This window comes from Yersinia enterocolitica subsp. enterocolitica, from assembly GCF_901472495.1.
In the GTDB taxonomy this organism is placed as follows: Bacteria; Pseudomonadota; Gammaproteobacteria; order Enterobacterales; family Enterobacteriaceae; genus Yersinia; species Yersinia enterocolitica.
On sequence record NZ_LR590469.1, the window covers coordinates 2,072,880 to 2,095,667 of the forward strand.

A 22,788-nucleotide genomic window follows, 5' to 3' on the forward strand; every position below is an offset into this window, starting at 1 on the left:
GCAGGTTGAAAGATGACGGGTATACGCGCGCAACTGTGGATAGTGGCCTTCGGCTTCTTCATGCAAACACTGGACACCACCATCGTCAACACTGCCCTGCCCTCAATGGCTGCCAGTCTGGGTGAGAACCCATTGCGCATGCAGTCGGTGATTGTCTCTTATGTGCTGACGGTGGCAGTGATGTTACCCGCCAGCGGCTGGTTGGCGGATAGAGTGGGCGTTAAATGGATATTTTTCTCTGCCATTATCTTGTTTACCCTCGGTTCATTGATGTGCGCGCAAGCTGGAACCCTGAATGAGCTGATTGCTTCCCGCGTTATTCAGGGGATTGGCGGCGCGATGATGGTGCCGGTTGGCCGCCTGACGGTGATGAAAATCGTGCCGCGCGAACAATATATGTCGGCGATGGCATTCGTCACATTACCCGGTCAGATTGGGCCATTGGTCGGGCCTGCGCTGGGCGGTTTTTTGGTGCAATATGCCAGTTGGCATTGGATATTTTTGATCAACCTGCCGGTCGGTGTGGTCGGCGCAATCGCCACTTTATGGCTGATGCCCAATTACACCACTCGCACCCGGCGCTTTGATATCAGCGGCTTTATTATGTTGGCTATCGGCATGGCAACCCTGACACTGGCTCTGGACGGGCACAAAGGATTGGGCTTGTCACCGCAGGCGATTGCCGGTTTGGTATTGTGCGGAATATTAGCGCTGGCCGGTTACTGGTGGCATGCCAAGGGTAACAGTTCAGCGCTGTTCACACTGCGGTTGTTCAACAATAAATCTTACTCTCTTGGCCTGATAGGTAGCATGAGCGCCCGTATCGGCAGTGGCATGTTGCCATTTATGACGCCGGTTTTCCTGCAAATCGGGCTGGGGTTTACCCCCTTCCATGCCGGTTTGATGATGATCCCGATGATTATTGGCAGTATGGGCATGAAGCGAATTATCGTGCGCGTGGTCAACCGTTTCGGCTACCGGCGGGTGTTGGTCAGTGCCACATTGTTGCTGGCGGTGGTCAGTCTCAGCTTCCCATTGGTAGCTTTGATGGGATGGACATTACTATTACCGATCGTGTTATTTTTCCAGGGAATGCTCAATGCCCTGCGCTTCTCCACAATGAATACATTAGCGCTGAAAGATTTACCCAACCGTCTGGCCAGCAGCGGCAATAGTCTATTGTCGATGGTGATGCAGTTATCCATGAGTCTGGGAGTCAGTACCGCGGGGATATTGCTCGGCGTGTTTGCTCACAATCAAGTTGTCACCAACACACCGGCGACTCACAGTGCGTTCTTATACAGCTATATCTGTATGGCCATTATTATTGCGCTACCCGCCCTGATATTTAACCGCGTGCCAGCGGATACCGGCACTAACCGTAATCTGCCTCGCGCATCCGCGAAAGCGGCCAACCGATAAAACAGGTGGAAATATCATGAGAATCGGCATTACCGGAAAACTGTTTATGGCGATATTTGCCACTTGTATGCTGGTGCTTATTACTATGCATTGGGGTGTTAGAGCCAGCTTTGAGCGCGGTTTCATCGATTATATAAAGCAAAGTAATGAACAAAGGATCGCCATGCTGGGGGATGCGCTTGAAGTGCAATATCAGCGCTACGGTAATTGGGATTTTCTGCGCAACAATGACCAAATTATCTATCAGATAATGAAGTCTTTTGAGCAAAGTGGTGATAACAGCCGCAACCTGCCACCACATGGCTGGCGTGCTCAGTTTTGGGTGGTCGATAGTCATAATAATCTGCTGGCAGGCCGTACCGACCGGGTACCTAAAGAAGCCAGCCGCCAGCCGATAACCGTGAATAAGCAGGTGGTGGGCTGGGTGATGTCGACCCCGCCAGAAAAACTAACCCGTAATGCTGATATTAACTTTGACAGGCAACAGCGCCGCACCAGTTGGATTATTGTCGGGCTGTCGACCTTACTGGCTGCCGCTGCCACCTGGATTTTATCGCGCGGCATGTTAGCCCCAGTCAAACGTCTGGTAGAAGGAACTCATCGGCTGGCAGCGGGTGATTTTAGTGCTCGCGTGGCTGTTAGCAGCCGTGATGAGTTGGGCCGTTTGGCGCAAGATTTTAATCAGCTTGCCAGCTCACTGGAGAAAAATGAGCAGATGCGGCGCGACTTTATGGCGGATGTCTCGCATGAGTTACGCACTCCGCTGGCGGTACTGCGCGGTGAACTGGAGGCGCTGCAAGATGGTGTCCGCGCACCCACACCAGAATCGTTAATTTCACTGCAAGCTGAAGTCGGGATACTGACCAAATTGGTTAACGACTTACACCAGCTTTCGCTTTCCGACCGAGGCGCGTTGGCTTACCGTAAAACACAGCTCGATGCGGCCCGTCTGCTGCAAATTGCCATAGCCAGCTTCCGTGGCCGGTTTGAAAGCAAAAATATCACCATCACGACCCATTTTCCGGAACAAGCGGTGATGTTCGGTGATCCCGACCGGCTAAACCAACTGTTTCACAATCTGCTGGAAAATAGCCTGCGCTACACCAACGAAGGCGGCCAGTTAGACATTAGCGCACACCAAGAAGAAGAGACCTTAACGCTGCGCTGGCAGGACAGTAAACCCGGCCTGAGCGACGAGCAGCTACAACGTATTTTTGAGCGTTTTTATCGCACCGAAAGCTCACGTAATCGCGCCAGTGGCGGCTCGGGATTGGGATTGGCGATTTGTCACAATATTGTCGAGGCGCACGGGGGGAAAATCAGCGCCGAACATTCACCTATGGGTGGCCTGCGGATTACGGTAGTATTTCCGCTATTCCATTCAATAGGGTAATTCATGTCATGCACGAACCGCTTCAGTCTGCCAGCCAGTCTGGCACCGTATTGATTGTTGAAGATGAACCCAAGCTCGGCCAGCTATTGGTCGATTACCTGCAAGCTGCGGGTTACAGCACTCAGTGGCTTACCAATGGAGCCGAAGTGGTCGCCGCAGTTCGCCAGTCTCCTCCGGCCATTATCTTGCTGGATCTGATGTTGCCCGGCAGTGATGGCATCAGTATTTGCCGTGAAATTCGCCGTTTTTCCGATGTTCCAATCATGATGGTCACCGCGAAGACAGAAGAAATTGACCGATTATTGGGATTAGAAATTGGTGCTGACGATTATATCTGCAAACCATACAGCCCACGGGAAGTGGTGGCTCGGGTCAAAACCATCTTGCGCCGCTGCCAGCAACAGCGGGAACAACCCAGTGAGAGTGCGCCGCTGATTATCGATGAATCCCGCTTCCAGGCAAGCTATCAGGGCCATCTGTTGGAACTGACCCCGGCAGAATTTCGTTTGCTGAAGATCCTGGCGACCCAACCCGGCCACGTTTTTAGTCGTGAACAACTACTGAATAACCTGTATGACGATTACCGTGTGGTGACTGACCGCACTATCGACAGCCATATCAAAAACCTGCGCCGTAAACTGGAAGCACTTGATGGAGAGAAGCCATTTATTCGCGCGGTTTATGGAATGGGGTATCGCTGGGAAGCTGAGATCTGTCGTTTACTTTAATCTCATCATCTTAGGTTGGTGGTGACTCAGTGATTGACTACACTCATTAGAGGTACCACCACCAACAGGAGAAACATTATGGCCACGGGTCACTATGAGATTAAGAAGGCAAAGAATGGGCAGTATCATTTCAATCTGAAAGCCAGTAATGGCGAAATCATTCTCACCAGTGAGATGTATGCCAGTAAAGCCTCGGCGGAAAATGGCATATCATCGGTGCAAAGTAACTCCCCACTGGAAAGCCAATATGAGCTGAAACACAACACCAAAAATGAGCCTTATTTTGTGTTGAAAGCGAAAAACCATCAGATTATTGGTGTTAGTGAGTCCTACAGTTCCGAAGCTGCCGCTAAAAATGGTATTGCCTCAGTGATAAAAAATGGCCCGACTACCATTATTAAAGATCTAACGCTGTAATTTTATTGATTCGATAGCGCTATTTTACCTAAGTATCCTACTAAAAATGTATTCGCGCGGGGCTATTAACCGCGCCTTTCATTTCACCTTTCCCTGCCCATCTGTTGCTTCAAATTCTTTTTCCAGTATCTTTTTTAACAGCTGCTGACTACGCGGCAATAATCCTATTTTCAGACCAAAAGGTCGAAAAGCTCGCCCAAGAACAGATAATGACTGGCTCCCTTTATCTGTCTCAATATCGGACAAAGTTCGTCGACTAATTTTAACCAAAGATGAGAATTCCTCCTGAGACATATTCAGCATATCTTTTCGTAACCGACGTAATAGCTCACCCGTTGAGACTTGATCACTGAAAAATTCGCTCAACAATCCCAGTAACAAAGCTTCGCGCTCCAAAGGCGAAAGTTTAATTTTCATAACTGTGCCCATCGCTGTAATTTTTCATCCAGATAATCAAAAGCCATTCCCGGCATACTAAGAATGCTTTCAGGTACCCCCCGTGCTTTAAGCCGCGATTTTAGACCTATTAATTTTTGGGCTGTTTGTTGAAATGCCAAGAAAACATGATTGGGATCAGCAAGGTCTGATAGCTCAGTAATAATAGCTTGCCAGTTAAAATTCCCCCCTTCTTCATAAGGTGATCCCCATTGGGTTACTCTGACTATCCCCTCAGGATCCGCTTTCAACTGAATTCATCATTATGATACATCCACTCAATCGCATAGTTACCGTCATAACCTAATATAGTGGGCCCCTGCCTTCCGCTAGTTGGGGCTGGAAAGGTCAATTCAGCAGCATCATGCCAAGAGCCGTGATTAAAAATCTGTATCATTAATTTGGCCACAGACACCTCATGAGCAATTTTTTGCTCAAGTGATAGGTAAAAATTTTGTAGCGATAATCAGCAAAAATCATCTAAATTGATCCAGATCATTTAAACCTTACAAAAATTGTGCGATGGCTGATTTTCATAGTTGCCAAGGTTACAATCCTCTGCTTTTAACCACCCCTCGGGCGTGGTTCTGACTTGAACTCAGACTGAGAGCCGTGATATGTCTTTAACAAAAGTATCGTCATCTTCAACCAATACGCCTTTTACACCAGAATTGTTATCCCCGGCCGGTACCCTTAAAAACATGCGTTATGCCTTTGCTTATGGCGCAGATGCCGTTTATGCCGGACAGCCGCGCTATAGCCTGCGGGTACGTAATAATGAATTCAATCACGAAAATCTGGCATTAGGTATTCAGGAAGCCCATGCTTTGGGCAAACGCTTCTATGTGGTGGTGAATATTGCCCCCCATAACTCCAAGCTGAAAACCTTCCTGCGTGATTTAAAACCGGTGATTGATATGGGGCCTGATGCCCTAATTATGTCTGACCCTGGTTTGATCATGATGGTGCGTGAAGCTTTCCCACAGATGGACATCCACCTGTCGGTACAAGCTAACGCCGTGAATTGGGCGACCGTTAAATTCTGGCAGCAGATGGGGCTGACACGCGTGATCCTTTCTCGTGAATTATCGCTGGAAGAAATCGCTGAGATCCGCGCGCAAGTACCGGATATGGAACTGGAAATTTTTGTCCACGGCGCACTGTGCATGGCTTACTCCGGCCGTTGCCTGCTCTCCGGCTACATCAACAAGCGCGACCCGAATCAAGGCACCTGCACCAATGCCTGTCGCTGGGAATATAACGTCCAGGAAGGCAAAGAAGATGACGTTGGCAATATTGTGCATATTCATCAGCCAATTGCCGTTAAGAATGTCGAGCCGACATTGGGTATCGGTGCCCCTACCGATAAAGTCTTTATGATAGAAGAAGCCCAGCGCCCAGGTGAATATATGACAGCGTCGGAAGATGAGCACGGCACTTACATCATGAACTCCAAAGACCTGCGCGCGATTCAGCATGTCGAGCGCCTGACCAAAATGGGGGTACATTCGCTGAAAATTGAGGGCCGGACTAAATCATTCTATTATTGTGCTCGTACTGCACAGGTGTATCGCCGTGCAATTGATGACGCGGTGGCCGGTAAGCCTTTCGATCCAACTTTGCTCACCACTCTGGAAGGGCTGGCTCATCGTGGTTACACCGAGGGCTTCCTGCGCCGTCATGCCCATGAAGAACAGCAAACTTACGAATATGGTTATTCGGTTTCAGAACGTCAGCAATTTGTCGGCGAATTTACCGGTATACGTCGTGATGGACTGGCGGAAGTGATCGTCAAAAACAAATTCTCAGTCGGTGACAGTGTTGAGCTGATGACCCCCAACGGTAATATCCAGTTTATCCTTGAAAGTATGCAAGATAAAAAGGGCCAACCGGCAGATGTCGCTCCGGGTAACGGACATATCATGTATTTGCCGATCCCAGAGGATATTAATGTGGAATATGGCTTGTTGATTCGGAATCTGAACGGGACAAATAGCCGTAATCCTCATGAAAAAGCGTAACGATAAGCAATAAAAAAATAATGCCATCGTCAGGATGGCATTTTAGCAAATATTAGAAATGGATCACATCAATTATAATAACACTGGGGTAGGATAGCTCGAGTACAATCAAGAACTAAAAAAGTTTTAAAGCAAGACTAGGAACCACCTCCTTGGCTAGCCCAATCTCCCTTGGGCTGGCCTTTTCTTTTTTATTAAACAACCCATTGATTATAGGTGATTTTCACCATTTTTTATTATTAATGATTCTTGTTAGGGCATTAGATAATAATAAGAATAGCCCCTTATCACAAATAGCCCACTCGAAATAAAATTTATCTTCGCTAAATAAATATTTCAGTAAAAATAAAACCTGTTTTTATTATGGCAAACTATTACTGATATTCTGTGTTATTTATTGAATAATTTGATAGATAAAATAAACAAGTATGGGTTACTGTTACTCTTATTGAAGAAATGATCTGGAGCAAGTTATGACCTCAATGCCACATACCCTTCTCATCCTGAATGGTAAAGAAGCGGGTAATCAAGATGTTCGCAATGCAGTCAAAAACTTGCGTGATGAGGGTGTGACTCTCCATGTTCGCGTGACCTGGGAACAGGGTGATGCAAAACGCTATGTCAATGAAGCAGCGGCACTGGCAGTTGAGACGATCATTGCTGGCGGGGGGGATGGCACTATCAATGAGGTAGCGAGTGCGCTAATAGCATTACCTGAGTCCAATCGCCCCAGTTTGGGTATTCTGCCACTGGGCACGGCCAATGATTTTGCTACCAGTTGCAGTATTCCTCTGCAAATAGACCACGCATTACAGTTAGCAGTTAAAGGGCGAGCGGTTGCCATCGATTTAGCACAAGTGAATGACAAACACTATTTCATCAATATGGCGACAGGTGGCTTTGGCACTCGCATTACCACCGAGACCCCCGAGAAACTCAAAGCCGTGTTGGGGGGCGCGTCTTACTTTATTCATGGTTTAATGCGCATGGATACAATTAAAGCTGACAGTTGTGAAATTCGTGGCCCGGGCTTTGAATGGTCGGGTGATGCCTTAGTCATCGGGATTGGTAATGGCAGGCAAGCCGGTGGCGGGCAACCTCTCTGCCCCGATGCACTGATTAATGATGGTCTGCTGCAATTACGTTTGTTGATTGCTGAAGAATTGCTTCCCGCCCTGCTGACCAGTGTCTTTAGTGGTGAGAAAAACAAAAACGTGATTGAGACCACTTTGCCCTGGCTCGAAATCACCGCTCCCCATGACATCACTTTTAATCTGGATGGCGAACCGTTGTCAGGAAAAAACTTTCGTATTGAGGTTATTCCTAATGCTATCCAGTGCCGCTTACCTCCCAATTGCGAGTTGTTAGGCTAAAGACCTGAACATGGGCTATCAATGATTAGCCCATGAATATCCTAGATTTTATTGCCATTCCAGCTTCGTCACCTCCCCTGTACCATCCAAAAAATCGTTAAAGTAGCTTCATTCCCCACAGCAAAACCTTTCATTTCAATTCAATTTTCTTTTATTTTTAATATTCACTTTGAAAGATTTATCTTTCAAAGTGTGATCTATATGCAATAAATAGATCTGAAAAATGATTATGGTAGTGCACATGGCGACAAACAAGATGCTGAAGTTCATTCTGGTACCTCAGTGTTTTGAAACCGCTTTAGCACGCGGAACACTAAATCTCTTTTGATAACAAAAGATTATAAAAACAGCCATAACCTCGATTACAGGAGAAGAAGAATGATTGAACTTATAACCCATGGAGCCGAGTGGTTTATCGGACTCTTCCAAAAAGGGGGAGAAGTTTTTGTTGGCATGGTCACCGGGATTTTACCTTTATTAATTAGTTTGTTAGTCATCATGAATGCACTGATCAAGTTTGTCGGTCAGGACAGAATTGAGCGATTGGCACAACGTTGCGCGGGTAACCCCGTGTCGCGTTATCTGTTACTGCCAGTGATTGGTACCTTTGTATTCTGTAACCCAATGACATTAAGTCTTGGGCGTTTTATGCCAGAAAAATACAAGCCAAGTTATTACGCAGCCGCATCTTATAGCTGCCACTCAATGAATGGTTTGTTCCCACACATTAACCCGGGCGAGTTATTCGTTTACCTCGGTATAGCCAGTGGCTTAACCACTCTGGGTCTGCCATTAGGCCCGCTGGCGGTTAGCTACTTCCTGGTCGGGATGGTTACCAACTTCTTCCGCGGCTGGATTACTGACCTGACGACATCCATTTTCGAACGCAAAATGGGCATCCGCCTGGATCGTAACGTACAACTTTAATATGTAATTCAAATGCATACTGTGTGGAGCAGATCATGAGTGAATTTATCCGGATTGAAAAAGGCGAAGGCGGTTGGGGTGGCCCATTAGAGTTGCCAATCGTCCCCGGTAAAAAAATTGTTTATATCACCGCGGGTACCCGTCCAGCCATTATTGACCGCATTAGCGAACTGACGGGTTGGGAAGCGGTTGACGGATTCAAAGAAGGAGAACCACCTGCTGAAGAGATCGCTGTCGCCATTATTGACTGTGGGGGCACCCTGCGTTGTGGTCTGTATCCGAAACGCCGTATACCAACCGTCAACATCCATTCCACCGGTCAATCAGGGCCGATGGCGAAATACATACTGGAAGATATCTATGTTTCCGGTGTACGTGAAAAAAACATCCATAAAATCAGCAAAACTGATGGCGCAACTACCGTAACTGCACAAACAGAACCCGCAGTAGAAGTTGCACCGCAAGCGGCAGCAGCAAACGCCGCCAAAGGTGGCCGTGATTACGACACAACGAAGAAAATCACTGAACAAAGTGACGGTTTGTTGGCAAAAGTAGGCATGGGCATGGGCTCTGTGGTTGCCGTGTTCTTCCAGTCAGGCCGCGACACCATTGATACGGTACTGAAAACCATCCTGCCGTTTATGGCCTTCGTCTCGGCATTAATCGGCATCATCATGGCATCCGGTTTGGGTGACTTTATTGCCCACGGTTTGACACCACTGGCCAGCAGCCCGATTGGATTAGTACTCTTGGCGCTGATCTGCTCCTTCCCGCTGTTGTCACCTTTCTTAGGCCCAGGGGCGGTGATTGCACAAGTTATCGGTGTATTGGTTGGGGTTCAAATTGGTTTGGGGAATATCCCACCACAATTAGCCCTGCCAGCTTTATTTGCGATTAATGCTCAAGCGGCGTGTGACTTCATCCCGGTCGGCCTGTCTCTGGCTGAAGCGAAGCAAGATACCGTGCGTGTCGGGGTGCCATCAGTGTTGGTTGGCCGCTTCCTGACAGGTGCGCCGACTGTATTGATTGCCTGGGCAGCATCCGCCTTTATTTATCAGTAAGACATTATCAGTCACACAGAAGCATTAGATTTTCTGTAATACATTCAACGGTTAAGGATGTACGTATGAATACTATTTATCAGACAACTATTACCAATATCGGAGACAGCGCCCGGGAGGCGCTGTTGGATGACATGCTCATCACCTTCCGCGAAGGGGCACCAAAAGATATTGAAGAGTTCTGTTTTATCCACCAGCACAGCGATACCGATGGGGAATTACAGGCAGGCAACATTATGGAATTGGCCGAGACGCGCTATGTCATCACCGCAGTGGGTGAAGTGGCGACGCAAAATCTGCGTGAGCTGGGCCATATCACCATCCGTTTTAACGGTGATGAGCAGCCTGAATTTCCTGGCTCCATTCATGTCATTGGCCCGACACCGACTGATGTTCCGGTCGGCAGTGCATTGAAATTTATTCGTTAATTTATTCATATCCAACGTCATTGAAGTTGCAGCAAGGCAGTAAACGAACAAATCCCGATGAGCTGACCCCCGTCAGTGATTCGGCTAACAGCGCTGCGACTTCTAGTCCGAAGGATAATTTTGGAGGTATGTATGACACAAGTAGCAGTAGTGATTGGTGGTGGGCAAACTCTGGGTGCATTTTTGTGCCATGGTCTGGCCGAAGCAGGTTATAAAGTGGCCGTTGCTGACTTGAATTCCGGCAACGCACAGTTAGTTGCTGATCAGATTAATGCCGAATATGGTGCAGACAGCGCACAAGGTTTCCAGGTTGATGCCACCAATGAAAGCAGCGTACAAATGCTGGCAAAAGCGGTCGATCAGCGCTTCCATCAAACCAATTTACTGGTTTACAGTGCGGGTATTGCCAAGGCCGCACCAATCACTGATTTCCCTCTGGATGATTTTGACCGCTCACTGCAAGTGAACCTGGTCGGTTACTTCTTATGTGCTCGTGAGTTCTCCCGACTAATGATTCGTGATGGAATTGCTGGTCGTATCATCCAAATCAATTCCAAATCAGGTAAAGTGGGCAGCAAACACAACTCTGGTTACAGTGCTGCTAAATTTGGTGGTGTGGGTTTGACACAATCGCTGGCACTGGATTTGGCTGATTACGGCATCACCGTCCATTCGCTGATGTTAGGAAATCTGTTGAAATCGCCGATGTTCCAGTCACTTTTACCGCAGTATGCCGCCAAATTGGGCATCAAACCGGAAGAGGTTGAAAAATATTATACCGATAAAGTGCCACTAAAACGTGGTTGCGATTATCAAGATGTGCTCAATACCCTGTTGTTCTACGCCAGTGATAAAGCCGCCTATTGTACTGGCCAATCAATTAATATCACCGGCGGGCAAGTGATGTTTTAATATGTTGTCTGAAACAGTTTGTAGTCCCGATGAGCGACGGGGCGACTGTTCCCAGAGGCGCTCCGGCGGTATAGGCCGCTACGACCCCAACGGAACATTTCCCCTTGGATTCGCCTGGTTAGCAAACGAATAAATCCCGATGAGCTGACATAAGTCAGTGATTCGGGTGCATGAGTGCAGCTAACACCGCTGCAGCGTCAAGGGCGAAGAGTATGAGGAGAAAATTATGTCCCCCACATCCGCACTAATCAGCATTGTCATCATCGCCTGGGTACTGCAAATCTTACTTGGATGGTGGCAAATCAATCGGTTTAACCGTGCTTTTGATAGACTTTGCCAGCACGGTAAATCGGTCGGTGTGGGACGTTCTGGCGGGCGTTTTAAACCCAGAGTAGTAATGGCGCTGGCTTTTGATGAAAATATGCGTGTCAGTGACAGCATGATCATGCGAGGAATCAGTGTTTTTGCCCGTCCACGCACATTAGCGCACCTTCATGGGTTACATCAGCAGGATTTAATCCCGGATGTGATCTTCCCTACGGATACAGCATGTCAAACTGCACTATCATTAGCGATTAAACCGAAATCATGATATTTTCACAATGAAAGTTATTCTTTTTCATGTGAAAGTTATGCCTGAAAAAGAGGCAATGGAAATACTTGAGCAGGAATCGTTATGAAACCAAAGCAGCGACAAGTCGCTATCCTGGAATATCTCCAGCAGCACGGTAAAACGGCGGTTGATCAACTCGCCGCCCATTTTTCGACCACCGGCACCACAATCCGCAAAGATTTAACCAGTCTTGAAAATGAAGGCGCGGTTATTCGCACCTACGGCGGGGTGGTGTTAAATCGCGACGATATTGAGCAACCCATCGATCGTAAAACGCATATTAATACCGAGAAGAAAAAGCAAATCGCCAAAGCGGCCAGTAAACTGATTAATGACGGTGATAGTCTGGTTTTTGATGCAGGCAGCACTGTGCTGCAAATGGTGCCGCATCTGGCCAAATTCAACAATATTACGGTGATGACCAACAGCTTGCATATCGTCAATGAATTGGTCGAGCTGGATAACAATCAGACTATCTTGATGCCAGGCGGCACATACCGTAAAGGTTCAGCCTCTTTTCATGGCAGTCTGGCAGAATCTGCCTTTGATAAGTTTAGTTTCGATAAACTGTTTATCGGTGCAGATGGTGTTGATCTTAATGCTGGTGTCACCACGTTTAACGAAGTTTATCATGTCAGTACTGCTATGTGTCATGCCGCCAGTCGCATCATTCTGCTGGTCGACTCTTCCAAATTTGGCCGTAAAAGCCCCAATGTCGTTTGTGCACTGAGTGCCGTTGATATCCTGATTACCGATAAAGGTATTAGCGCTGAGTATTTGCAGGAACTACAAAAAATGGGCATTAACATCATTCTGGTTGATAAAGATGACTAATCCACTGCTTACCTATGCCCGTGAAACACTGGAAATTGAGCTAACAGAAGCCCAGCGTTTGTTATCGCGTTTGGATAATAATTTTGTCCACGCTTGCGAATTATTATTGGCCTGTACCGGTAAAGCGGTGGTCTCTGGCATTGGCAAATCTGGTCATATTGGTAAAAAAATCGCCGCCTCACTGGCCAGTACCGGCACCCCATCCTTTTTCGTTCACCCCGCCGAAGCATTACACGGCGATTTGGGGATGATTGGGTCGCAAGATGTATTGATTTTTATCTCTTATTCGGGTCGAGCTAAAGAACTGGATTTGATCCTGCCGTTGCTGGCAGACAGCCATATTCCGGTGATTGCGATGACTGGCGGTTTAGCGTCGCCACTGGCGCAAGGTGCGGCCTGTGTACTGGATATCAGTGTTGAGCATGAAGCTTGCCCGATGGGGCTGGCCCCCACCTCCAGCGCGGTAAATACACTAATGATGGGGGATGCACTGGCGATGGCCCTCATGCGCCATCGCGGTTTCAATGCAGAAGACTTTGCGCGCTCGCACCCTGGCGGCAGTTTGGGTGCACGGTTGATCAATCGAGTTCACCATCTAATGAGAACCGGTGACCGCTTACCGGTGGTAAATGAATCCGACAGCGTGATGGAAGCTATGTTGGAACTGAGCCGTACCGGATTAGGGCTGGTGGCTGTATGTGATCCTAACCAAAAGGTCGTGGGTGTTTTCACTGATGGCGATTTGCGCCGCTGGTTGGTCAAAGGAGGCACGCTACAGCAGCAGCTCGGAGGCGCGATTACCCGCCCAGGTTTCCGATTGCCAGAACAATGGCGTGCCGGTGAAGCATTAGAAGCACTGCATCAGCATCATATCAGCGCGGCACCGGTGGTTGACCTGGATGGCAAACTGGTTGGTGCTATCAACTTGCACGATCTACATCAGGCCGGCGTTGGCTGATATCCCGTCATCTTTCAAGTTGCAGGTGTGTTGGCTACTCTCATTTGCCGCCTTCCTGCAACTTGAAAACAATCAGCTATCAGTGCCAGTTGGGGTCTTGCTCTAACTGCTTTTTCAACATAGCTTGAATACTCTCACTCGGGCGCCCCAACCATTGATAAGTGGCGAACTTACTCGGGGCATCTAGCGCTTCTGGCTTGTCGTCAACCGAAACTCGCATCCCCCATGCCTGCCAGACTTGTTTTTCATCCCGACTAAAGGCTACCCACATAAAATTATTACTACAATCATGGGGTTTACAAATCCGCCCCACTTTATACTGCTGCCCTTCCCAATTGATCACCGCATACGGCGCAGATGTCCCGACCCCCTTACGCGCCCATGCAGGTAAGTTTTTTTGGCTTTTCACCATTTTTTGCCAGCTATTTTTATACACTGGCTGTTGCAGTAAATCTGCTGTGGTAGGCAAGGGTTTGGCTAATGTGGGCTGAACAGGCGTTGAACTTGCAGACACTAAAGCAGCATTCGTCGCAGGTTGCGCGAAAGCCCAGGAACTGGCACTGAGTATCGTCGCAGTAACAAGACAATGGAGGGTTTTATGGCCTTTCATTATCGAAAATCCTTATTATCTGATTAATCTATACCCTAAATAATTCGAGTTGCAGAATGCACATGCAACTTGAAGTATGGCGGGTATGCTCGCCAGGGATTGAACTGGCCTCTGTGCAACAAATTTGCATACGTGATATTAATTTGCATTTCTATGACCTTCAACTGTCGGAAAAGTTGATCTATAGCACGAATTTTCATCCTAATTCTCGTTATAGCGCAATCTGTATGACAGCTTGAGGTAAGCTATAAACCAGACAATGTTGAGTTGATAAACCTACTCCAGAAGGCCCTGCTATGTTAACCCTTGAGTTGCCCGAAGCCCCAGAGAAGTTGTACTACTCCGCTGGTGATGCCCATCCGCTAGACAAGCTCGAGAGCGATAAAATCGTCCAAATGGTGATAGACCTGGATATTGCCAACTCTGATAGTGAGCATTATGTCACCGGTTGGATGGGGCTAAATAGTGTGGTGATAATTCGCAATTATCAAAATAAGCGCGGGACCGCCAACGGCTTTGTGGTAAATAAAGGAGACCGCTACCGGCTGAGTATTCAGTCGATTGAATTTCGTATCCCAAAAGTGGTGTTATGGATGAGTTTTCGCCGCAAGCCCCGCACCATGGAGTTAATTACCTATGAAACATTGGGCGAGCAACCTAGTGGCATGCAGCAATACCGCAATATCCTCGAAGAGGAATTACGTCAGCAACTTGATGAAGATTGGCGCGAGCTGAATGATTATCTGGGCGCGGCCTGCTGGCAAATCGAAAATGATGTGCCGTTGTGGCAGCAAGCGCATCGAGAAATAACATTGGATGCCATTAACCAACTCGCTGCGGCCCCCATTTTCCGCACCAAACATTTACAAGCTGATGGCAATTATGCCGGTTTCTGGGCAGGCGATTACTTTTTTGCCGTCAGGCAACCTACGGCCGATAACCCCTTACCCGCGATACAAATTTCCTGGCGAGAAAATGAAAAAGAGATCGGCAGCTATCTGTTCGATCTCATAAAAGATGAGGCAGGCGAGCCGAAATTGTTGCTGTGCATTCGCCCACGCAAAGGGGCTGAAAGTTACCTACTTAACCGTTTTGACGCCCATCATTTGCAGCGGGCCATCGCGATGTTTGCCATGACACAGCGCTATTTACTGGCGTAAGAATGCAGGTAAGCAACAAGTGAACATATCCCGATGAGCTTATTTATGCTCAACGACCAGTAAGTGATTCGGGTGTGTGAGCGCAGTTAACACCCCTGCGGCTTCAAGACCACGGGTGCCCAAAGCCATTGGAGTCGCAGGTAGGCAACAAGTGAACATATCCCGATGAGCTTAGTCAAGTAAGTGATTCGGGTGTGTGAGCGCAGTTAACACCCCTGTGGCTTCAAGGGCGAAGGGCATTACCACCATCGGTGGAAATGATGCACCGGCCCGATCCCCTGCCCCACTTCAAGGGTATCGGCCTGCTCCAGCGCCCCTTGCAGATAGTCTTTAGCTGCACTGACGGTATCTGGCCAATTGGCATATCGTGGCCGTAATGCCGCCAGTGCTGCCGACAAGGTGCAACCAGTGCCGTGGGTATGTCGGGTATTAACCCGGCGCGTTACAAAACGCTGTTCCCCCTGAGCGGTAAACAGCCAATCCGGACTTTCTTCGCCGCTCAAATGCCCGCCTTTCATCAATACTCCCTGACAGCCTAAAGCCAATAGTGCTCGCCCCTGTTCGCGCATTTCTTGCTCATTATGTGCGGACGAACAATCCAGCAGTGCCGCAGCTTCCGGCAAATTAGGTGTAATCAAAGCAACCCGTGGGAGCAGTATACGGCGCACAGCATCAATGGCCTGAGGTGCCAGCAAAGGATCACCACTTTTGGCGACCATCACGGTATCTAATACCACAAATGGGATGGGATAACGGCGCAATTGCGTGGCGACAATATCGACAATTTCCGCATTTGCCAGCATGCCGATTTTGGCGCTATCGATACGCACATCACTGAGAACAGAATCTAATTGGGCGGCAACAAAAGCCGGTTCGATGGGATAGACCGACTGCACACCACGGGTGTTTTGCGCCACTAAAGCGGTGATAACACTGGTGCCGTAGGCCTGTAATGCAGAAAAGGTTTTTAGATCAGCCTGAATACCGGCACCACCACTTGGGTCAGTTCCGGCAATAGTTAACGCATTGATACGCTTCATTAATACACTTCCCTACGCTGGCATAATCCAGATCAGGTAATACGGGTAATATCTCAGCCATACCACGATTTGTAGCAGGCACCCCGAGTCAGAATTGTTATTATCACGGGCAGGTGATAGAAGATCAATGATGTATTAACTAAACCAATGATCAACCCAGCAGTCTTGGAGATATAACCGAAGAATGAGCATACAGATTCGTCAGTATCGAGAGAGTGATCGACCATTTCTGCGCACTTTGTATTTGGCATCACGTCAGGCCGCGTTTAGCTGGCTGGATGGGGAGCATTTTCGTCTGGAGGATTTTGACCGTTCCACTCTGGGTGAAACCATTCTGGTGGCGATTGATGGCGATGACCACCTTGGTTTTGCCTCCATATTTATGGAGGAGAGTTTCCTGCATAACCTGTTTGTTGATCCTAAAGCACAGCATCTTGGGGTGGGTAAGGCCTTATTGCTGGCAGCACAACAGCGATTTACTTCTCATGGCTCATTAAAGTGCCTGGCAAAAAACCAGCAAGCTATGGCGTTTTATCGCAAACAAAACTGGGTAGCAATTGCCTCCGGTAAGAGTAACGATGGCGACTATATATTAATGCATTGGCATAATGAAAAGGTTAAATAAGGCCAAGAACTCAATAATAGAAACGAAAAGAGAGTAAGGGAGCCGAAGCTCCCTTATCTTTATTGATTAATTACTCTTCACGTAATGCTTTAACATCCTCAGCTTTGATATTCAAAGTGGGTTGGCCAAACTGTTGCAACAGATAATTGCTCAAACTAACCACCTGTTCATCAGTTAATGTATTGGCAAAACTGGGCATAAAGACCTCGCCATCATTGGTTTGGCGCGACACACCGTGAAGAATCACATTAATCAGGTTATTTTGCGTGGATGCCCCGACCACCGAGTTCTTCATCAATGATGGATAATAACCGTCTTTCACCCCCTCACCGGTAAAACTGTGGCAACTGGCGCAATTCCCCAGATACAAACGCGCACCATCGGTGTGGTTATCTGCGATGAAAGGCATGCCGCGTAAGGTATTAACACTGGTTGCCGCCTGCCCCCAATCCGAGCGACTCTTGGCCTCATCATCGGGATTCAATGGTTTCAGCGTGCGCAAATATACGGCCATCGCGTTCAGATCACTGTCAGTCAGGTGGCGCGTACTGTTTTCAATGACTTCTGCCATCGGCCCAGCCGCTTGTGCTTTACCGTCAACATGGCCGCTACGCAGATATTGCACTACCTGCTGCTGGCTCCAGCCACCAATTCCAGCATGGGGGTCTGAGGTAATATTGAATGCTGTCCAACCATCAATATCGGCACCAGAATAGGCTTTGCTGTCTTTCATCCCCATAGTGATATTGCGCGGGGTATGACATTCACCGCAGTGCCCCAGCGCTTCAACAAAATAAGCCCCCTGATTCCATTGTGCATCCTTACTGGTATCCGGTTGGAAGCGCTGCCCGTCAAAATTCACCAGATTCCAGAACCACAACCCCCAGCGCTGATTGAAGGGGAACGGCATGTCATTCTCACGATTCGGCTGATGCACCGCTGGCAAGTTGAACAAATAAGCTTTAATCGCTTTAACATCCTCATCGGTCAGCAAGGTATACGAGGTGTAAGGGAATGCAGGGTAGAGATTTTCGCCATTTTTGCCTTTGCCTTCATGCAGTGCGCGCAAAAACTCCTCATCGGTCCAACTGCCAATTCCGGTTTCTTTATCGGGTGTGATATTCGGCGAATATAAGGTGCCCATCGGGGTTTTAAAGGCTAATCCACCGGCAAAGGGTTTACCCTCTTTGGTGGTATGGCACGCCACACAGTCCGCGGCTTTAGTCAGATATTCACCACGCGCAATTAAATTAGCATCTGCACTGGCATATCCGGCTACAGCTAATCCGAATGCGATAAACAGGAATCTCATTGAGTGAGCCAAGGTTTGCTTTTTCATATTACACCTCGGCCTTAAGTGTTTCAGCAATGCGCAGAGAGAGCGCGGCAATCGTCAAAGTACAGTTCACTGAACCGACAGTGGGCATCACACTGCTGCTGGCGATAAACAAATTCTTATGGTCATGGCTGCGGCAATCACTGTCGACTACTGAATCTTTGGGGTCATTACCCATGATGGTGGTGCCCGTAATATGATTATTATTGGCAAAATTATTATGGAACTGCACTTCTGTACCGCCCATCAACCTGGCGGCCTCAGCATAAACTTGCTGCGTGTGCACCGCACTTTTGCGCACATAATCATCCATCGCATAGTAAAACTCTGGCTTCGGAATACCGATGGCATCTTTCTCGGTCGGGCTGGGAATAATGCGATTTTCTACATGTGGCAGAATTTCGTGGAAACTGTCGAACTGCACAAAGCGCGCCGCCCGATCGCGGATCTTCGCATCCAACTGTGGCCCCAGTTGCAATTCCCCCTGCTTGAGTAACTCAATCGTGACCTGATCAGTGCGAGATAAGTTAGACAAATGAATCTTTTTCGCTGCATATTCGGATCGAAATGCACCATCCCGGAAGCCAATCAAAGAGGTCATTTCCTGCGGGCCACGCCCCGGCCACAACGGTTCATTAGCCATAAAGGTCACACCGGTGCCTGGGTGATCCATCAGATTGCGCCCAACCATATCGGAGCTATTTCCCACACCAAGCGGATTTTTATCACTGGTGGACATCAGCATCAGCTTTGGCGTTTCAATACCATTGGCCGCCAGCACAAAATACTTACCCTCAGCGCGATGCTCATTACCCTGCGCATCCTTAAATAAGGCAGCGGTGATCTGCTGCTGGTCATTGACTTCCAGTTTATACACCACGGCTTGTGGGCGGATAACAGCACCTGCAAGCTCGGCTTTTTCTACATGGGTAATGGCGTTATACATCGCCCCTATCGGGCAAATTGGCATGCAGTTATTGTTGCCACAACAGGTAGGACGGCCATCATAAGGGCGGCTATTACGGGCCACCGGCTCGGTCACCACATCAAAGTGGCTGCCATTAAAAGTGTGACTGTTTAGCACGGTTTTAATACGCTGTTCATTCCACGACAGTGGCAGCGGTGCCATTGGATAAGGTGCGCTGCGCGGTGAGCCAAGATCTTCATCACTCGGCCCCCAAACCCCTAACTCTTGCTCTGCGCGTAAATACCACTTTTCCAGCGCTGCGTAGTCAATAGGCCAGTCGCGCCCAACGCCATAGATTGTTTTTAGCTTGAAATCATTCGGCAGGAAACGCCAGGCCGATGCCGCCCAATGCCAGGTGGTGCCCCCTACCGCACGAATATATTGTACATCGTATGGGTGTTCACCCTTTTGAATCAGATAGTTATTATTAGGGTTAGATTCAGGATGAGGGGCATAAGAAGTTGAGGGGTAAGGTGCCATATTGTCTGATTTGTCGGGCTGATTGCGGAAGTTTTCCACAATCTCCCAGCGCGAAAGGCGTGGGCCAGCTTCTAGCACCAATACTGATTTGCCAGCCATCGCCAATTGATGCGCAACCAAGCCGCCAGCCACGCCCGAACCAATGACGACGATATCCGCCTTGAGTGTGTCAGCCATAAATGTATTCTCCAAAATTATAAGGCGACATCAGGCTTTGCAGCCCAGTATCCAGGTTTATTCGGGCAATAAGAGCGAATAACCAACACATCGGATACCGCATCGAACATCAACGCATTTTCATAACTGATAACTGCTGCATCAGTTCCTTCACCAATGACACCCACATACCAACCTTGCAAGATCTGCCGGGCAATCTGCTGTTGTAATGGCGGCCATTGATGAGGCTCACCGGCGGGCAGAGGCTGCAATAAGGCGAGTTTTTGGTCAAAACCACCGACTTTACCGAGCAATACTTGATAGATTCGCTGACCAACCTGCGCATTAAGCTGGCGTTTACCCGTCAGTGTGCGGGAAACCAACATAAATCTTTCAAAGTTCTGCGGCGAAGTTTGAGTTGATGCTGCGAAAGCATCCAAAGAGAGGGGGTTCATCAGGCTGCTGACCAGCCCGACACCGACATAGCCTAGCAGGCGACGACGCGAAATACCGCGCAGCTGGGGTATCGCAGAGCGAGTTACCGACATGTTTTTTCTCCACAAAAGAGCACGCGCGCAGTATTCATCTGTTGAATAAATGGACATGCTATCGGCATGGCGTTAACAGATGTGGGTTACTGCGAGCTAAACTGCCGTCTGAAACACCCTGCGGCAGTGGCAATCTTGACTAGTAATGAATGGACTTCCCGCCTGATGGCGATGTGAGTTATAAGATAAATATGTTAAACATTTAGTTTAGTTGTAAAGATTCGTCAAGATTATACATCCATCAATGAGAGGGTAAAGTTAAATGTGATGCACGTCACATTTTGTAACTATGGTGGCGAGTTATTCTCCCATTCGATTAATACATCGACTCGATTTAGGAGATAAGCGGCTTGATACCAAATTTTGGTGTATTCATCTGAGCCATAAGTCTGCAAAAACTCGACCAATAGTGTTTTTGTTTGCTCTAATGCCGGTTTATCAGCTGGCTGGTTTCTCTTCTGTTCGAAAAGCGTCTCCAACGCTTCAACCTTTTGCAGGAAAGCCGCCAATTCATCAGTCCATTCATTTATATGCAACCTATTAGCTATTTGTGATAACAACCAAGGGATATAGTCACGGCTGAGATCGGTATTCAATACTTGGTAATCAGTTGAAGACCAACGGGTATTTGTCCCGCCACACCGGGTATTATTTTTATCTTGAGTTGCACTTAACTCACAAATGCCTTTTTCCATCTCAAGAATATGGGCTAAAGCCGGGTTATTAATGAATATTGCATCCTGTGGTTTTCGATCACTAAAATTAATCGCCTGGCCAATATGCTCACCCACTTTCGGGCCAATAACGCCGCCTCTGAAATTTATCTTTTGTGGGTTTTCATTAATATAAAAGTGCAGCACTTTATTTTCATGTCCATTAACTAAAAAATGATATTGATCATCTGCTAGAAAATTCCACCTATGTGTATATTTATTATAAGCAATACCATTATCACAGCGATACTCAATAGCGTTATCACTGTAACTACTGCGGTTATAAGTAAAGTTGAGTGGTAAGTCATGTCCCTGCCCTACAGGGTTATTAACTAATGAAAGGCATGATGCTTCTTTTAATTTCTGTTCATCACTGTATTTATTATAAGAAATTAAAGATTTGGTCTCTGCATTGTAGTAAACATGCATACCTATTTTATCTCCGCCCAAATAGATATTAATATCATCGGATTTATCTAAATGATTAACTATAACATCTCTATGGCCGGACTCATTTAATGCTTCAAATGTCTCTTTATATTGAAGGAAAGGTCTTACCGCAAATGACTTCATATTCTCAATGTAGGGTTCATCAAACCATATTGTATTTTCGTTAATTTCAATCTCCGAGTGATAATTTTGGTTTCCTCGGCCAAACAGATGATTCATCACATTGGATCGTGGATGCAAACTCACATAAAACCCCTGCTCATCTAATGACAAGGCTGTGCCCGTGCCTTGATTAACCAGCACTGTCTGATCTTTTATTTTTTGAGGGAGCCAAACCTGCCCTTTATTTCCTATATCGCAATAGCTAAATGTAACATCAGCAGCTAAATTGCCCTTCCTACGATCGGCCGGAAACAAACAATAGAGATTACGATCAAATCCTTGTCCAGCAAAAGCGGTCATGATCTGCCCAGCATGACTATAAAAGACAGAGGAACTTTGACTGTCGATATCTATAGGTTGGTCCTTTCTACTTAAAAGAATACTGTGTCCACGGCTAAAATAATAATTGTAGCTGAGATACCTTTCTGGAAACAGATGAGAATGATAGGTAAAAATAATTCGCTTATTACTGGAGTACAATTTTTTAGGTAAAACACGATAGGAACTTATATCAGATATCAAACCGTATTTTTCCAACTCAGCAGAATTGGTGTTTTTATAAAACGATGCCGATTTCCCCGTAAATGAAAAATCGCTAAAGACATCAACCTGGAGATTTAATGGTATTTTAATAGAGGCTATATTATTGTTCCACAGACTAAATAACCACTCATCTTCAGTATAATATGGCACACAAAACTTCTTTGCCCCCCCTTTTTCGATATAGCCATCATTAGAGTAAAAACAGACATTATCCTCATCAAAATGATTAGACATTGAACTGCATGAGATAAAAATCAATGCATAAAACACCTTATCTAGCTGATTATTGATATTCATGCTTCACCTTTTAAAATAAGTAAGCAGAAACATGCTATTTTTTGCATGACCCGATGTGCAATAATTAACTTTTTTATACTCACACACACATAAACAATTTAAAAGAACAACCTGTGAAAAATTAATTCATTTTTTATTTATATTTAAAGATAAAAACATAATTACTATTTTTCTTATGA

At 47.1% G+C, this 22,788-nt stretch carries 23 protein-coding genes and 1 riboswitch; of the genes, 15 read left to right on the forward strand and 8 right to left on the reverse strand.

Going from position 1 to position 22,788, the window contains the following annotated elements:
• The first annotated feature begins 12 nt into the window (after positions 1-12).
• The 4 genes from mdtD to FGL26_RS09810 all read left to right on the forward strand — a co-directional run bounded on the left by mdtD (position 13) and on the right by FGL26_RS09810 (position 3,960).
• Positions 13-1,422, forward strand: coding sequence for an MFS transporter (gene mdtD, locus FGL26_RS09795; RefSeq protein WP_005172478.1), 1,410 nt, complete (start codon positions 13-15; stop codon positions 1,420-1,422).
• Positions 1,423-1,438: 16 nt separating this feature from the next.
• Positions 1,439-2,815, forward strand: coding sequence for an envelope stress sensor histidine kinase BaeS (gene baeS / locus FGL26_RS09800; protein WP_005162191.1), 1,377 nt, complete (start codon positions 1,439-1,441; stop codon positions 2,813-2,815).
• 8 nt (positions 2,816-2,823) lie between these two features.
• On the forward strand, positions 2,824-3,543 hold the full coding sequence (gene baeR, locus FGL26_RS09805) for an envelope stress response regulator BaeR (protein ID WP_005162192.1): 720 nt from the start codon (positions 2,824-2,826) through the stop codon (positions 3,541-3,543).
• A gap of 78 nt (positions 3,544-3,621) precedes the next feature.
• On the forward strand, positions 3,622-3,960 hold the full coding sequence (locus FGL26_RS09810; RefSeq protein ID WP_005172483.1) for a YegP family protein: 339 nt from the start codon (positions 3,622-3,624) through the stop codon (positions 3,958-3,960).
• Positions 3,961-4,038: 78 nt separating this feature from the next.
• Here FGL26_RS09810 and FGL26_RS09815 read toward each other — a convergent pair whose 3' ends face one another.
• The gene (locus FGL26_RS09815) at positions 4,039-4,377 is read right to left on the reverse strand and encodes a helix-turn-helix transcriptional regulator (RefSeq protein WP_005172486.1); all 339 of its coding nucleotides are present in this window, start codon (positions 4,375-4,377) and stop codon (positions 4,039-4,041) included.
• Positions 4,374-4,646 carry a hypothetical protein gene (locus FGL26_RS09820; RefSeq protein ID WP_032902942.1) on the reverse strand — a complete coding sequence of 91 codons (273 nt, stop codon included), beginning with the start codon at positions 4,644-4,646 and terminating at the stop codon, positions 4,374-4,376. Before FGL26_RS09820 ends, FGL26_RS09815 begins: the two co-directional genes overlap by 4 nt.
• A 366-nt stretch (positions 4,647-5,012) precedes the next feature.
• On the opposite strand from FGL26_RS09820, the gene trhP reads away from it, so the two are divergent.
• The 9 genes from trhP (at position 5,013) to gutQ (ending at position 13,522) form a co-directional block, all read left to right on the forward strand.
• Positions 5,013-6,416: a prephenate-dependent tRNA uridine(34) hydroxylase TrhP gene (gene trhP / locus FGL26_RS09825; protein ID WP_005172489.1), complete on the forward strand. Its 1,404-nt coding sequence runs from the start codon at positions 5,013-5,015 to the stop codon at positions 6,414-6,416.
• Positions 6,417-6,898: 482 nt separating this feature from the next.
• Complete coding sequence (gene yegS / locus FGL26_RS09830) at positions 6,899-7,789, forward strand: lipid kinase YegS (RefSeq protein ID WP_011815796.1); 891 nt, start codon at positions 6,899-6,901, stop codon at positions 7,787-7,789.
• Positions 7,790-8,167: 378 nt separating this feature from the next.
• On the forward strand, positions 8,168-8,716 hold the full coding sequence (gene srlA, locus FGL26_RS09835) for a PTS glucitol/sorbitol transporter subunit IIC (RefSeq protein ID WP_004391259.1): 549 nt from the start codon (positions 8,168-8,170) through the stop codon (positions 8,714-8,716).
• 35 nt (positions 8,717-8,751) lie between these two features.
• On the forward strand, positions 8,752-9,777 hold the full coding sequence (srlE, locus tag FGL26_RS09840; RefSeq protein WP_005172498.1) for a PTS glucitol/sorbitol transporter subunit IIB: 1,026 nt from the start codon (positions 8,752-8,754) through the stop codon (positions 9,775-9,777).
• 65 nt (positions 9,778-9,842) lie between these two features.
• Positions 9,843-10,205 (forward strand): PTS glucitol/sorbitol transporter subunit IIA, encoded by a 363-nt coding sequence (srlB, locus tag FGL26_RS09845; protein WP_005172503.1) that lies wholly within the window; start codon positions 9,843-9,845, stop codon positions 10,203-10,205.
• A 132-nt stretch (positions 10,206-10,337) separates the two neighbouring features.
• Positions 10,338-11,117, forward strand: coding sequence for a sorbitol-6-phosphate dehydrogenase (gene srlD / locus FGL26_RS09850; RefSeq protein WP_005162204.1), 780 nt, complete (start codon positions 10,338-10,340; stop codon positions 11,115-11,117).
• A gap of 226 nt (positions 11,118-11,343) precedes the next feature.
• A complete protein-coding gene (gutM, locus tag FGL26_RS09855) occupies positions 11,344-11,709 on the forward strand; it encodes a transcriptional regulator GutM (RefSeq protein ID WP_005172508.1) in 366 nt (121 codons plus the stop codon).
• Positions 11,710-11,793: 84 nt separating this feature from the next.
• Positions 11,794-12,564 carry a glucitol operon DNA-binding transcriptional repressor SrlR gene (gene srlR / locus FGL26_RS09860; protein WP_005172511.1) on the forward strand — a complete coding sequence of 257 codons (771 nt, stop codon included), beginning with the start codon at positions 11,794-11,796 and terminating at the stop codon, positions 12,562-12,564.
• Positions 12,557-13,522, forward strand: coding sequence for an arabinose-5-phosphate isomerase GutQ (gene gutQ, locus FGL26_RS09865; RefSeq protein ID WP_005172515.1), 966 nt, complete (start codon positions 12,557-12,559; stop codon positions 13,520-13,522). Before srlR ends, gutQ begins: the two co-directional genes overlap by 8 nt.
• Positions 13,523-13,601: 79 nt before the next feature.
• On the opposite strand, the gene FGL26_RS09870 is transcribed toward gutQ, so the two are convergent.
• On the reverse strand, positions 13,602-14,132 hold the full coding sequence (locus tag FGL26_RS09870; protein ID WP_005172517.1) for an inhibitor of vertebrate lysozyme family protein: 531 nt from the start codon (positions 14,130-14,132) through the stop codon (positions 13,602-13,604).
• Between the two features lie 296 nt (positions 14,133-14,428).
• Between FGL26_RS09870 and FGL26_RS09875 the strand changes: the two genes are divergently transcribed.
• On the forward strand, positions 14,429-15,292 hold the full coding sequence (locus FGL26_RS09875) for a hypothetical protein (protein WP_005172519.1): 864 nt from the start codon (positions 14,429-14,431) through the stop codon (positions 15,290-15,292).
• Between the two features lie 239 nt (positions 15,293-15,531).
• Here the strand turns inward: FGL26_RS09875 and thiD are convergent, their stop codons facing one another.
• A complete protein-coding gene (gene thiD, locus FGL26_RS09880) occupies positions 15,532-16,332 on the reverse strand; it encodes a bifunctional hydroxymethylpyrimidine kinase/phosphomethylpyrimidine kinase (RefSeq protein WP_005172521.1) in 801 nt (266 codons plus the stop codon).
• Positions 16,325-16,428: riboswitch (TPP riboswitch) on the reverse strand. It overlaps the preceding gene by 8 nt.
• Before the next feature lie 88 nt (positions 16,429-16,516).
• On the opposite strand from thiD, the gene FGL26_RS09885 reads away from it, so the two are divergent.
• Entirely contained in the window at positions 16,517-16,957 is a 441-nt protein-coding gene (locus FGL26_RS09885; protein WP_005172523.1) for a GNAT family N-acetyltransferase, read from the forward strand.
• Positions 16,958-17,027: 70 nt separating this feature from the next.
• On the opposite strand, the gene FGL26_RS09890 is transcribed toward FGL26_RS09885, so the two are convergent.
• The 4 genes from FGL26_RS09890 to FGL26_RS09905 form a co-directional block, all read right to left on the reverse strand.
• Positions 17,028-18,296: a c-type cytochrome gene (locus FGL26_RS09890; RefSeq protein ID WP_005172526.1), complete on the reverse strand. Its 1,269-nt coding sequence runs from the start codon at positions 18,294-18,296 to the stop codon at positions 17,028-17,030.
• Position 18,297: 1 nt separating this feature from the next.
• On the reverse strand, positions 18,298-19,917 hold the full coding sequence (locus FGL26_RS09895) for a GMC family oxidoreductase (protein WP_005172530.1): 1,620 nt from the start codon (positions 19,915-19,917) through the stop codon (positions 18,298-18,300).
• Between the two features lie 17 nt (positions 19,918-19,934).
• A complete protein-coding gene (locus tag FGL26_RS09900) occupies positions 19,935-20,444 on the reverse strand; it encodes a sugar dehydrogenase complex small subunit (protein ID WP_005172533.1) in 510 nt (169 codons plus the stop codon).
• Between the two features lie 287 nt (positions 20,445-20,731).
• Positions 20,732-22,609, reverse strand: a complete 1,878-nt coding sequence (locus tag FGL26_RS09905; protein ID WP_005172537.1) for a hypothetical protein — start codon at positions 22,607-22,609, stop codon at positions 20,732-20,734.
• Between the last annotated feature and the right edge of the window lie 179 nt (positions 22,610-22,788).

Excerpts from the sequence above, each read along its gene's own strand:
- gutM (WP_005172508.1), top strand. The coding sequence starts at position 11,344 with ATGTCCCCCACATCCGCACTAATCAGCATTGTCATCATCGCCTGGGTA.
- FGL26_RS09900 (WP_005172533.1), bottom strand. The coding sequence starts at position 20,444 with ATGTCGGTAACTCGCTCTGCGATACCCCAGCTGCGCGGTATTTCGCGT.
- FGL26_RS09905 (WP_005172537.1), bottom strand. The coding sequence starts at position 22,609 with ATGAATATCAATAATCAGCTAGATAAGGTGTTTTATGCATTGATTTTT.
- FGL26_RS09810 (WP_005172483.1), top strand. The coding sequence starts at position 3,622 with ATGGCCACGGGTCACTATGAGATTAAGAAGGCAAAGAATGGGCAGTAT.
- FGL26_RS09815 (WP_005172486.1), bottom strand. The coding sequence starts at position 4,377 with ATGAAAATTAAACTTTCGCCTTTGGAGCGCGAAGCTTTGTTACTGGGA.
- trhP (WP_005172489.1), top strand. The coding sequence starts at position 5,013 with ATGTCTTTAACAAAAGTATCGTCATCTTCAACCAATACGCCTTTTACA.
- srlA (WP_004391259.1), top strand. The coding sequence starts at position 8,168 with ATGATTGAACTTATAACCCATGGAGCCGAGTGGTTTATCGGACTCTTC.
- FGL26_RS09890 (WP_005172526.1), bottom strand. The coding sequence starts at position 18,296 with ATGAAAAAGCAAACCTTGGCTCACTCAATGAGATTCCTGTTTATCGCA.
- FGL26_RS09870 (WP_005172517.1), bottom strand. The coding sequence starts at position 14,132 with ATGAAAGGCCATAAAACCCTCCATTGTCTTGTTACTGCGACGATACTC.
- yegS (WP_011815796.1), top strand. The coding sequence starts at position 6,899 with ATGCCACATACCCTTCTCATCCTGAATGGTAAAGAAGCGGGTAATCAA.
- FGL26_RS09875 (WP_005172519.1), top strand. The coding sequence starts at position 14,429 with ATGTTAACCCTTGAGTTGCCCGAAGCCCCAGAGAAGTTGTACTACTCC.
- baeS (WP_005162191.1), top strand. The coding sequence starts at position 1,439 with ATGAGAATCGGCATTACCGGAAAACTGTTTATGGCGATATTTGCCACT.
- mdtD (WP_005172478.1), top strand. The coding sequence starts at position 13 with ATGACGGGTATACGCGCGCAACTGTGGATAGTGGCCTTCGGCTTCTTC.
- gutQ (WP_005172515.1), top strand. The coding sequence starts at position 12,557 with ATGACTAATCCACTGCTTACCTATGCCCGTGAAACACTGGAAATTGAG.
- srlE (WP_005172498.1), top strand. The coding sequence starts at position 8,752 with ATGAGTGAATTTATCCGGATTGAAAAAGGCGAAGGCGGTTGGGGTGGC.
- thiD (WP_005172521.1), bottom strand. The coding sequence starts at position 16,332 with ATGAAGCGTATCAATGCGTTAACTATTGCCGGAACTGACCCAAGTGGT.
- FGL26_RS09885 (WP_005172523.1), top strand. The coding sequence starts at position 16,517 with ATGAGCATACAGATTCGTCAGTATCGAGAGAGTGATCGACCATTTCTG.
- baeR (WP_005162192.1), top strand. The coding sequence starts at position 2,824 with ATGCACGAACCGCTTCAGTCTGCCAGCCAGTCTGGCACCGTATTGATT.
- FGL26_RS09895 (WP_005172530.1), bottom strand. The coding sequence starts at position 19,917 with ATGGCTGACACACTCAAGGCGGATATCGTCGTCATTGGTTCGGGCGTG.
- srlR (WP_005172511.1), top strand. The coding sequence starts at position 11,794 with ATGAAACCAAAGCAGCGACAAGTCGCTATCCTGGAATATCTCCAGCAG.
- srlB (WP_005172503.1), top strand. The coding sequence starts at position 9,843 with ATGAATACTATTTATCAGACAACTATTACCAATATCGGAGACAGCGCC.
- srlD (WP_005162204.1), top strand. The coding sequence starts at position 10,338 with ATGACACAAGTAGCAGTAGTGATTGGTGGTGGGCAAACTCTGGGTGCA.